The organism is Nocardia acididurans, assembly GCF_016741815.1.
Taxonomy (GTDB): domain Bacteria; phylum Actinomycetota; class Actinomycetes; order Mycobacteriales; family Mycobacteriaceae; genus Nocardia; species Nocardia acididurans.
Genome location: NZ_JAERRJ010000020.1, coordinates 53,093 through 63,475, shown reverse-complemented (window position 1 = coordinate 63,475; position 10,383 = coordinate 53,093). Strand labels below are relative to the sequence as shown.

At 69.1% G+C, this 10,383-nt stretch carries 11 protein-coding genes and 1 tRNA gene; 1 reads left to right on the top strand and 11 read right to left on the bottom strand.

What is annotated here, in order from left to right; translation table 11 throughout:
* Window positions 1-101: 101 nt before the first annotated feature.
* From JK358_RS36300 to JK358_RS36260, 9 genes are all read right to left on the bottom strand, one after another.
* Window positions 102-1,277: a hypothetical protein gene (locus JK358_RS36300; protein WP_201957723.1), complete on the bottom strand. Its 1,176-nt coding sequence runs from the start codon at window positions 1,275-1,277 to the stop codon at window positions 102-104.
* 129 nt (window positions 1,278-1,406) lie between these two features.
* A complete protein-coding gene (locus JK358_RS36295) occupies window positions 1,407-1,709 on the bottom strand; it encodes a hypothetical protein (protein WP_201957722.1) in 303 nt (100 codons plus the stop codon).
* Between the two features lie 151 nt (window positions 1,710-1,860).
* Window positions 1,861-1,933: transfer RNA gene (locus JK358_RS36290), tRNA-Gly, on the bottom strand.
* Window positions 1,934-2,034: 101 nt separating this feature from the next.
* Window positions 2,035-2,889 carry a DUF8176 domain-containing protein gene (locus JK358_RS36285; protein ID WP_201957721.1) on the bottom strand — a complete coding sequence of 285 codons (855 nt, stop codon included), beginning with the start codon at window positions 2,887-2,889 and terminating at the stop codon, window positions 2,035-2,037.
* Window positions 2,886-4,577 carry a cutinase family protein gene (locus JK358_RS36280; RefSeq protein ID WP_307817901.1) on the bottom strand — a complete coding sequence of 564 codons (1,692 nt, stop codon included), beginning with the start codon at window positions 4,575-4,577 and terminating at the stop codon, window positions 2,886-2,888. Before JK358_RS36280 ends, JK358_RS36285 begins: the two co-directional genes overlap by 4 nt.
* Before the next feature lie 17 nt (window positions 4,578-4,594).
* Window positions 4,595-5,227 carry a hypothetical protein gene (locus JK358_RS36275; protein ID WP_201957720.1) on the bottom strand — a complete coding sequence of 211 codons (633 nt, stop codon included), beginning with the start codon at window positions 5,225-5,227 and terminating at the stop codon, window positions 4,595-4,597.
* Window positions 5,224-6,093: a MinD/ParA family ATP-binding protein gene (locus tag JK358_RS36270; protein WP_201957719.1), complete on the bottom strand. Its 870-nt coding sequence runs from the start codon at window positions 6,091-6,093 to the stop codon at window positions 5,224-5,226. The genes JK358_RS36275 and JK358_RS36270 overlap by 4 nt, the downstream gene beginning before the upstream one ends.
* A 4-nt stretch (window positions 6,094-6,097) precedes the next feature.
* On the bottom strand, window positions 6,098-6,889 hold the full coding sequence (locus tag JK358_RS36265; RefSeq protein ID WP_201957717.1) for a DUF8176 domain-containing protein: 792 nt from the start codon (window positions 6,887-6,889) through the stop codon (window positions 6,098-6,100).
* A gap of 18 nt (window positions 6,890-6,907) precedes the next feature.
* Entirely contained in the window at window positions 6,908-7,855 is a 948-nt protein-coding gene (locus tag JK358_RS36260; RefSeq protein WP_201957715.1) for a hypothetical protein, read from the bottom strand.
* Between the two features lie 601 nt (window positions 7,856-8,456).
* Between JK358_RS36260 and JK358_RS36255 the strand changes: the two genes are divergently transcribed.
* Window positions 8,457-9,170, top strand: a complete 714-nt coding sequence (locus JK358_RS36255) for a DUF8175 domain-containg protein (protein ID WP_201957713.1) — start codon at window positions 8,457-8,459, stop codon at window positions 9,168-9,170.
* Here JK358_RS36255 and JK358_RS36250 read toward each other — a convergent pair.
* Together JK358_RS36250 and JK358_RS36245 are read right to left on the bottom strand one after the other, a co-directional pair.
* Entirely contained in the window at window positions 9,130-9,333 is a 204-nt protein-coding gene (locus JK358_RS36250) for a DUF397 domain-containing protein (RefSeq protein WP_201957711.1), read from the bottom strand. The two genes, JK358_RS36255 and JK358_RS36250, sit on opposite strands and share 41 nt — an antisense overlap.
* Complete coding sequence (locus JK358_RS36245) at window positions 9,330-10,244, bottom strand: helix-turn-helix domain-containing protein (RefSeq protein ID WP_201957709.1); 915 nt, start codon at window positions 10,242-10,244, stop codon at window positions 9,330-9,332. The genes JK358_RS36250 and JK358_RS36245 overlap by 4 nt, the downstream gene beginning before the upstream one ends.
* Window positions 10,245-10,383 lie beyond the last annotated feature (139 nt).

Genomic DNA, 10,383 nt, shown 5'->3' with positions numbered 1-10,383 from the left:
AGGTAAGGAGACGTCTTTGGGCGTGCCCCGAGAGGGGCCGAGCAAACATGCGCGGGCGGGCACACGTGGCCGCGCCGGTCGGGTCGATTCGGCGGCGCTGCTCAGTGCGGGGCGCTCAGGCGGAAAGGTCCACGGTCCCAGCGCCATTCGTTGCGCAGCGTCATGGCGGCCAGATCGAGCAGTTCGATGCCCGTTTCATCCCGGTATCCGCGAAGCTCGTCCCATCCGACCGGTCCACTCGCTATCCGGTTCCGGAGCTGATTCTCATACCGTGCGTCGACCTCCCGGCGCAGCAGATCCGCGACGCCGGAGGACCCGCCGGTCCACACCAGCCACCCCCACCCGTGCGCGTGCGCGTACGCCCGCCCCGCCGCGGCTTTGCACCGGTTCACGTGAAAGGCGACCTGCCCCAGCGGAATCACGTCCATGAGCACCACCCGGCCGTCGGCGAACTGCGCCGCCACGAACGGATGATGCACCCGTTCGGCCCCGTCCACCTCGTAGGTGACGGCGGCGGGCAGTTCGCGGAAGTGGTCGACCCGTTCGCTCCCGTCGAGCAGCCGCAGCAGCCGCGCCTGCAGTCCGGTGTCGAAAGTGACTTCGCGCCCGAGCTTTTCGGCGAACATGGACCCGCGCCCGTCGTCGTCGATATCGAGGGTGCGCGCCGCGTCCTCGGGTAGCTCGGCGGGTTCGCCCGCGCCCCATTCGACGCGGCGCAGCCACGGATTCCACACGCCCGCGGGCACCTCCTCGGGCTGCTGCTGCGGGAGCAGATGCCAGCGCCCCTTCTGCTGCCATCCGGCGATGCGCTGGAAGACGAACCCGGCCAGCCGTTTCGACTCCTGCAGATCGTGCCCGGCCAGCCGCAGCTTCAGATACGCCCAATCCTGGGCCGCGATGTCGTTGTCGGTGGCATAGGTTTCCGCGAGCAGGGTGCGTACCAGCCGCTCGTCACCCCATCCCACCGGATACCGTTCGGCGAACACGCCGAGGTCGGGCGCGCCGGTGGTTTGTGCGCGCCGCACCATGTTCCCGACGGCGCGCGTGTACAGCTGCCGGGCCCGATCTCGCGACACTCCGAACCGCATGCCGAGCACGGTCAGGGTTTCGGGGCTCTCGCCGTCGAGCCCGAGCCGGCAGGTGATGAGTTCCGCGTCGCGCGGCCGGTCGACGGCTTGTTCGCCGACCATCCCGGCCAGCACCTCATTGACGTCCTCGAGCCCGAACGATGCCCCGTAGCGCGAGTCGTCTCGCGCCGCGGTCTGCTTCGTGCCCATCTCACTACTCGCCAATGCGGCCCCTACCGTGTTCGCCAGTCTGTTCGACGAGCGTAGCGGCGACGACCGACAACTCCGGGCGAACCGGAGCTCGTGTCCGGGCTCGAGACGCCGGCCCGGCTACGGGCGCTAACTGCCGATCGCCGCGTTCATGATGGTGCCCGCGCTGGTCGCGATGATGCCGCCGATCATGGCTCCGGCCACCATCTTCGGCGAGGCGAGCCCGCCGCCGCTCCATTTCTCCCACGCGAAGCGGCCGCCCGCGTAGGTGATACCCATGATGCCGGACAACAGCACGAACCAGGTGAAGTAGCGAACCAGGCGCATGAGCTTGTCGGCCACCGGGGGTGTCTCCGGGGTCGGGTTGCTGATCTGGGCCAGCACGGTGTCGTGGGCGAGCACAGTGTCGGTGAGAGCGCTGAGCAGGGTCACCTCATGAAGGTACATGGAAACTCGGCCGGTCGGCGCGCTAATGTGCGCGAGATCTACTGGGCGCGAGGATGTTTCAGACTCGGGCGGTTCGCGAGGAAGGTCCGGAACACGAAGAAGGCCCCGATCTCGGAAGGAGATCGGGGCCTTGCTGAGCGGATGACGAGATTCGAACTCGCGACCCTCACCTTGGCAAGGTGATGCGCTACCAGCTGCGCTACATCCGCGTGTCTCGTTCGGGCCTTTCGGCTCTCCCGGCGACGAGAGGAAACATTAGCCGATGACCTGCCGAACTTCCAAAACGCCGCGGAACCAGCAGGTCACGCCGTTATCGCGGGGTGCTGTCCGCCTCCAGCGGCACGATGGAGGCCACGTACCACTTATCGCCGACCAGGGTGGTGAGCACCAGCTGCGGCGGCCAGGTGCGCCGCGTCCCGTCCGGATGCGTCTCGGTGACCACCATGATCAGCTGACCGGTGAACGGCCCCGGCATGATCTGCACGCAGTGCGCACTCCCGGCCGGGATGGTGTCGATCCCGGCCTGGATCTGCGCCGCGGTGGGCGCGGCCGCGTCGGGCGCGAACATCTCCCGCACCTTCTGCCCGGAACGGTCCGCGTAGTACCGGCTCTGCACGGCGAGGATGACCTCGGCCCCGGACCGGTTGGACCCGGTCCCGTTGCCGCGCACATGTTCCCCGTTGACCTCGCTCGGGCAGGCCCCGGTGGGATCGGCCACCGGTTGCGCCCCGGTGGTCTCCGCGCTCGGAAGGGCCACCGCGGGCGGTGCGCCCGATTCCTCGGAGGAGCTCATCTTGGCGACCTGCACGGCGATGGCCGCCACCACCGCGAAGACCGCGAGCAGTCCGAGCAGCGGCACCGCCCAGGACCGGTCGGAATCGCGGCGCGCGGCCGCCGCCCCGAGCCGATGCCGGGCCGCCGCGACCCGGCGTTCCTGCAGGGCGAGCCGTCCGACCGGCGCCCGCCCGGGGGCCGGTTCCGGTGGCTCGTCCTCGTCGTCCCAGTCGTCGTACGGATCGTCGTCGTAATCGTCGAATCCGGTGTGCTCGTCGTAGCCGCCGCGCCCGCGTGCCGGGGCGGGGGCCGAGGCGATCCAGTCGGCCCAGTTCCCGGTGTAGTTGTCGTGGTCCGGCGGGGTGCTGGGGTCGGTGTCGGGCGGAGTCATCGGGTGGCCTGCGGTGCGGTGGAGCCGGGAATGACGACGGCATTGCCGTTCCCGGTGGTGGTGGGGTTCCCGGTGGTGGTGCCGACAGTCGCGGAGGTGTCGATCAACGGCATACCGCTGGTGATGGTGGTGGTCACCGGATTGGTGCCGGATACCGTTCCGCCGAGCGGGAATTGCCCGCCGGGGGAGGTGGTGACGGTGACCGAACTGCTGTCGCCGAAAGTCAATCCCGCACCGGTGCGGTCACTTCCGCCGCTGGGCGTCGCGCCCACCGCGGCCGAGCCGGACAGATCCTGCGCCAGGGCCGCGAACCAATTGCCCACGTATGCCGCTGGGCTCTCGCCGAATTCGGCTCCGGCCACATTCGCGTAATCGTGCTTCTGCGAGGTGTTCCAATACCGGACCCAGGTGGTGGCGTCGAGTAGATCCTTGTTGTCGGTGATGTTCTCGGTGACGGCCGTGAACGCCGAGGTCACCAGATTGCTGACGGTGGTCGGCTGCACCAATTGCGTGACAGCGCTGACGACCTTGGTGCCCAGCACGGCCAGACCGGCGATCGGATTGGCGAGTCCCGCGGTGGCGATCTCGGCGATATTGGTGGGCGTGAGCAGGGACTTCACCACGGTCACCACCGAATTCAGCGCGATGGTGCCGACTTTCAGCAGGGCCTGCAGCGCGCTCGACCAATCGGGTGTGGTGAGCGGCGAGGAGGCTTCGGCCAGCCGCTGCGAAATAGTTTTGGTCGGCTCATAGGAGATATCGGCCAGCGAATCGCCTTGAATATCATTGTTCACCACATCGGTGAAGGTCTCGATCGAGGTGAAAGCCAGCGCCTCGGCAATGGATTTCAGTGAGGCGATCGGATCCCCGCCCGAAAGTTGCACCTGCCCCGCGATATTGGCGACCGCGGTGAGCAGCGGCGCACCCGTCGGCGAATCACAGGCGAGATCGCCGGAGGTGCAGAAATTGGCGACGCGTCCGGCGAGACTGCCGAAATCGGCCGTCTTGCCGTCGGTTCCGATACCCCCGCCGGTCGCCGATTCGGTATTCGACGGCGGCGTCTCCAGGGCCGCCACCGCGGTGCCGGAGGTCCCGGGCGCGGGATCGGGCGAGGTCTGCCCGGACTTGCCGGGGAACAGTTGCTCCCCGGCATTGCGGGTCGGATCCCCGAACAGGGCGACCCCGGCCACCCGGTCGGCGGACACCGCGCCCTTACCCTGTCCGACCTCCTGGGCGAACAGCGAAGCCACGTGCGCCCCTTGCGAATACCCCGCGATGGCCAGCCGCGTGCTGCCGCACCGCTCCGCCACCTGCTTCGCCATGGACCGCAGCCGGGTGAGCCCGTTGGCCACCGACTGCGCGTAGGGCGTCGTATCCGAGGACACCGCACCGCCGAACGACGACTCGTAGGGTACGTAGACGCGGTCGACGAGCCCGTCCGCGCCGGCCATCATGGGCCGGAAGACGGTGGACAGCATGCCCGTATCGGTGGTCACCTCGGCGTCGGGCGAGGATTGCCCGGTGCCCTGGATGCCGAGCGCGAACAGCGCCGGGCATTTCTCGATGGGCACCGAGACGTCGGAGGGCGCGGCGACGGCCACGCCGAGGCCCGCCACCGTGATCACACAGACGGCGGCGCTCAGTAGGGAATGTCGAATCCAGGCTGTGGACAGGGTTTTTCGGGCCACGTCACACCTCGTTCAGGTTATGGGCTCGCGGATTCTGCGCCCTGATGATGCGCGCGTGCGGTGATCTTCGCCCCGGCCGCGCGGGCCGTGGCGAGGATCAGCTCGGCCAGCAGCCGAACCGGTTGCGGGGGAGTGCGGGTGGGGTCTCCGTCGTCGAGCGGGGTACTGCCGGCGACCGGATGCCAGGCCGCCATGTCCTGTGGTTCGAGGGCGCGCCACTGTTCCAGCCAGCCCAGCCGCCAGGGCTGCGCGCCGAGTTCGAGCGCCAGGGCTTCGACGTCGTCGCGCCGGTCGGCCACCGGAACCGGCAGCGGCCGTGCCGAATCGGCCACCGTGATCACCCCGACCACCTGGCTCCCGGCCGGCGTGGCCTCGTGCTTGTGCGCCAGCAGCGCCCGCTGCAGCGCGTTCACCCCGCGCATATGACTGCGTGCCACCAGCACCACCAGCGGTGAATCCATATCCGCGCCGACGCCGATGCGTGCGGGCCAGCGCTGTCCGGCGTCACCCGCCCAGTCCATGCTCGCGGCCAGGCTGCTCACGCCCGCCCCGCCGTGCACGCCCACCAGCCACAGCAGGGGCGGCCGCCCCAACCGGGTCGGCACGGCCCGCTGCCACATGGGCACCGGTGGAATCCGCAGCGCCGTCATCGCAGGGCTCCCAGCAGCGCGAGATAGGCGTCGCGGGTCTCGGCGGCGAGCCGATGCCAGGCGATCACGCCGCCGGTGGCCAGCTGGAGGTCGAACGGCACCGCCACCACCTCCCGCACCCACGACCCCAAATGCGTACGCACATGCCCGATCACGCCCGCCGCGGTGCCCGGTGTCTGTTCGGTCACCACGATCACCGCGTCCCCGACCACGAATTCGCTGAAGTTCTCGTCCAGCCACTGCAGCGCCGGTTGCAGCCGGTTGACGGCGTCGGGCCGGGCCGCGACGGTGATCACCAGCCCCACCCGTGGATCGGCGAGCAGGGGAGCGGCCAGCCGGCTGGTAACCGGGGCTCCGGCGTCGAAAACCGCCAGCAATCCGGCGGTTTCGAGGTTGCGTGCGATCGACAGCAGAGTTTCCCTGCGCGGCAGGGCTTCCGGCCCGCGCGGCAGAACCCGGACCCCGGTACTGGTCCGGCCCGCGCACGCGCCGACCGTGGAGGCCAGCTCGGGATACGGTGTGCTGAGCCAACTCTGGACCGATCCCACCGGTGGCGCGACATCGCAGCCGCGTAAGGCGAGGTCACCGCCGCCGAGGGTGGCGTCGACCGCCACCGGCCACACTTCGCCCTCACTGTCGACGGCGGCCGCGGCCGCCAGGCCGAGCGCGGTGGTCGACGCCCCCGAGGATCCGGATCCGCCGAGCACCAGCACCGACGGCACCGCCGCCCGCACCAGCCGACCCTGTCCGCCGCGCAGCGGCACCGGGTCGGTGGGTTTTCCGGCGGGGGGCTTGACAGGCGCCGGTTCCGGTGCGGGCGTGGTGGTTTCGGTCACCCGCCGGATGAGGTCGTCGATATCCACCATCGCATCACTCCGTGCCCGCGATGATGGCGCTGATGCGCACCTGCCCGTCCCGCACGGTGGTGGTCATGATCTGCTGCCAGGAGGCCTGGGTGCCGTCGACATGTCGCTCGCCGACGGTGACGTCCCAGCGGTCGGGGGCGAGCGGGGTGATGGTGACACAGTGCTGGGTGCCCGCCGGAATCCCCGAAATCGCCTCGCGCGTGGCCTGTTCGGAGGCGACGCGGGCGTCCGGGGTGAGCAGCGCCCGCACCGCCAGCGGATCGCGCAGCACGTACCACGCGTATTCGAGCCGCAGGATGACCCCGGTGGCGGAGGTCAGGTCCCCTTCGCCCGCGCCGCTGATCCGGCCGTCGACGGTGGTCTCCCGGCACCAGGTCTGCAGGCCGGGCTGATTCGCCACCGGGCTGGTCTGCGAGCTTTCCGGCGGCGGCGCGACCGCCGCCGGATCCTCTTCCCCGCCGGTGGATTTCACCAAGCCGATGATCGACACGGCCACCAGCAGCACCAGCACCGCGCTCCACACCACGCGGTCGCGCACCTGCCGCTTGTGCCGGGCCGCGGCCGCCCGCCGGCGCGCCTCCACGACGAGCGGGGCCATGGGATCCTCGGCCAGCAGTTCGGCCACCGTGGACCGGGATCTACGCTTCCCCGGATCCACGGCGGGCGCGGCGGGATCGTCGTTCAGCCACTGCGCCCACCCCGGCGTGCCCTGCTCACCCGTCGCCCCGGAATCCTCCGGAACGGGCATAGCGGGCATCGGTGGGCGCGCCGCAGTGGCATCCTCCTGTTCGATCACAGCACTACCCCTCGGCGATCAGCCCACCGGCGGGGCAGGCTGCAGCCCGGCGAGGAACGCGCCGGGATCCAGCGGAGGCATGTTGGACACGGCCGCCCGGAAGGAATCGACCTGCACCTCAACGTTTTCCACCACCTGCTCGACCACCGTGTTCACCTGCTCGACTACGGGATTCGGCTGATAGGCGACCTGCTCGACCACCGCACCGGCCTGCTCGGTGAACTGCTCCACCACGGTGTTCGCCTGCTCGATGATCGGCGCGGCCGCCTCCACGATGGGCGCGGCCGCCTCGATGATGGGCGCGGCGATCTCGGCGACAGGGGCGCTGACATTCACGAGGGGGAGTGCGGGTGCACCGGTCCCCGGAGCGGCGTCCGAAACCGGAGCTGCCGCCGAGATTTCGAGTGCCGCTGGGATAGTCGGCGGCGGCTGGGTGGCGTCGCCGCCGCTGAACAGTTGGCCCGCGAGGATGGCTACAGCACCACCCGCAATCACAAGCGGGAAGCCGACCAGAGCGCCGCCACCGATGCACCCTGCGGTACCACCGACAATCGCGCCCGCCGGTGCCATGATTCCCGCTGTCGGGATTCCGGCTATCGCGGCTCCAGCCACAGCGCCGACAACAGCGCCAACACCGCAACCCGCAACCGCCGCACCGACTCCAACCGCACTTGCGGCGATGGCCCCAAGTTGGCCGGAAGCAGCCATACGGTCGGAGTCCTCACGCGAGAACCCGAGGCTGTCATAGAAAGCGGCGGTCTGCCACTCCGCCATGTCAAGGTATGCCTGCGCCTTGTTTCGCGTCTTCTCATCGACAAAGTCCGGTAGTTGGACGGTGCCGTTGCCAACTCGCAGCTTGTGCGGGTCCGACGGCATAACCGCCTGCCCATCGCTCGGAGGCGCTTGCGGCTCTTCAACAGTCGCTTCGCCCCCGCCGTCACCGCCCGACGTATCGGGCTCCGTCACTCTCGGCTGTACCAGCGTATTCGTGTCCGGCTGAGTCTGCTGCTGCGGTCGCGGCCGATTGGGCGGCGCGACAGGCGGATCAGGGATGTAATCAGCAAGACTCGGCGGAGCGGGTTGTGCGGGCGCCTGTGGCGCTTCGCTCAACCCCGGTTGCCCTTCCCCTGGAACCGCAAGCCCCGGCTGTCCCGGCGCCGCCGCTGCCACCCCCTGGCCCGCGGCGAGCATTACCGGTAACACCGATAGAGCGGTCAATTTACGTCTGACGGTCATTTCCGGAACCCCTTGTTTTCCCCGGCTGTTTTCGCCGGTCGCGCGCCCCCGACCCAGCGAGCGCCCACCGCTACCGGCGACACCGCCGCAGATGACTTCAGGAATCCCTGCCAAAACCTCGCGATGAGTCCCCGTCACCTGCGATGATGTTGTTGCCGCGCATGATGGTACCCGAATCTCCGGGCAGGCAACTGGATACGGACGAGTAGGTTCGAATTCCCTTGTTCGACCACCCCTTTCCCAATCCCACCCCCTAGGATCATTCCGACCGCCCGACAGCCCCGCCCCGGCAACGGCTTTCGATAGCGGTGGGTTTGCAGGAGGGGTCCACATGCGCACACCAGCAATCATTCCGCGACCGGAGCCGCTCTCGGCCCCGTCCTCCCGGCCGCGCCCGGTCCGAGCCCTCCGGCCACGTGCGGCACTCCTGCTGACCTGCGCGTTGGCCGCCCTGCTGGCCACCGCGGCCTGCGGCGCCCCCGACCCCGCCGTGGTCGCCACGCCCACCACCACCTCCACGACACCCCCCGACCCCACTCGCCCGCCGGCCGAACTCCGCTGGGAGGCATGGCAGGGCGTGCAGCTCCCCTTCGCCCAGGAGGGCCCCACCAAGATCGCCGAATCCGCCCTCGGCTACAGCCACTCCCCGCAGGGCGCGGTGCTGGCGGCCATCCACCACACGCTCCGCGTCTCCCTGTCTCCGGACGGCTCCTGGCCCCGCATGGCGGCGCAGTCGCTCATGCCCGGACCCGGCAAGGACAGCTGGGTCATCGCCCGCGCCCTGCTGTCCATCACCACTCCCGCGGATCCGGCGACGGCCCCCACCATCACCGCCTACAAGGTGAACACCTACGCCGACGCCCGCGCCGAGATAGTCATCTACTCCACCTACCCGGACGCCAGCATCACCGCCAACACCGCCACCGTGGTCTGGCTCTCCGACGACTGGCGTCTGCTCATTCCCGACCCGGCCGCCAAAGTCCAGACGGTGCAGGCGGTCTCGTTCATTCCGTTCGACGTGGTGCGACTCGAACACCCGCAATGAAGCGATCCCACTGCTCCCCGGTGAACACCAGCGCCGGGCCCGCGGGGTCCGTGGAGTCGCGCACGCCGACCCGGCCCGCCGCCAGGAAGGCGACCTCCACGCAGGTATCGGCATTGGGGCTGCCGCTGGATTTGAACCACCGGGCATTCGGCAGATCGATCACGTCGAGTACTCCTCTGCGATCCTGAGCACCAGATCCTGGGTATCGCTCTCGCTCAATGCTACGTGCTCGATATCGTTGACAGCCTTGCGATGCCGGGCGATCGCGGCATCCTGTTCCAGGAACAGCGCCCCCTCGGGCGTCTCGATGTAGACCACCGGCGGCTCGATCAGGTCACGGCTCGGCAGGCGCGGGAATTCGAGCAGGGTGAACGACTGCGTCACCGTCCCGGGCTGCCGGTCGGTATCCCAGGGGACGACCCGCACCGAGATATTCCGGTGCACAGCCGATTCGGCGAGATACCGCAGTTGTGCGGCCATCGCGGCGCGGTCGCAGGGGCGATGCCGCAGGGCCGCTTCCGACAGCAGCACGCGCACTTCGCAATTGTCCGTTCGGTCGGCGAGTAGCCGTTGTCTGCGCGCCGCCAGTTCGAGTCGGCGCGTGATATCCCCGGGTGGAATATCGGGTTCCGCGGCGAGGATCATGGCCCGCCGGTACTCGTCGTGCTGCACGATGCCCGGCACCAGTGCGAGCTGGAAAGTGGTGAGCCGCACGGCACTCGACTCGAGCGACATGTAGTGGTCGAAGTGGGTGGCGTACTGGTCGGCGTACACCCGCCACCAGCCGTAACCGGTCTGGTGCAGCCGCGCGGTGCGCAACTCCTGGCGCACCTCCTCCCACAGTCCGAACACCTCGGCGCGTGCGGCGCTCGGATCGGCGAGGCCGTAGCAGTCGAGCAGGGCCGCCAGTTGCACGGTCGAAAGTCGCACGCGCTGACCGTCTTCGAGCCGGCCGATCGACTGCGGTGACAGGTCGATATGCATACCGGCTGTCAATTGGCTTTTGCCGCTGCGAATTCGATGCTCGCGCAGGACCCGCCCGAATGCGCGCTGTGGAAGTGTCGACCCAACCATTAGTGAGCCTCGCTATCTGGATCTCCCCGGATTGGAACGCAAGGCAATTCTATTGATTTACTGCCCGCAGTATTCCTGTTTGCCGATTATGGGTGTCTACTAGCCACGTCGGCGCGATGCATCCGCAACTCGCCCCTCC

What these genes read in the sequence shown, in the direction of transcription:
- JK358_RS36300 (WP_201957723.1), bottom strand. Translation starts at nt 1,277, where the DNA reads ATGGGCACGAAGCAGACCGCGGCGCGAGACGACTCGCGCTACGGGGCA.
- JK358_RS36285 (WP_201957721.1), bottom strand. Translation starts at nt 2,889, where the DNA reads ATGACTCCGCCCGACACCGACCCCAGCACCCCGCCGGACCACGACAAC.
- JK358_RS36275 (WP_201957720.1), bottom strand. Translation starts at nt 5,227, where the DNA reads ATGACGGCGCTGCGGATTCCACCGGTGCCCATGTGGCAGCGGGCCGTG.
- JK358_RS36270 (WP_201957719.1), bottom strand. Translation starts at nt 6,093, where the DNA reads ATGGTGGATATCGACGACCTCATCCGGCGGGTGACCGAAACCACCACG.
- JK358_RS36255 (WP_201957713.1), top strand. Translation starts at nt 8,457, where the DNA reads ATGCGCACACCAGCAATCATTCCGCGACCGGAGCCGCTCTCGGCCCCG.
- JK358_RS36245 (WP_201957709.1), bottom strand. Translation starts at nt 10,244, where the DNA reads ATGGTTGGGTCGACACTTCCACAGCGCGCATTCGGGCGGGTCCTGCGC.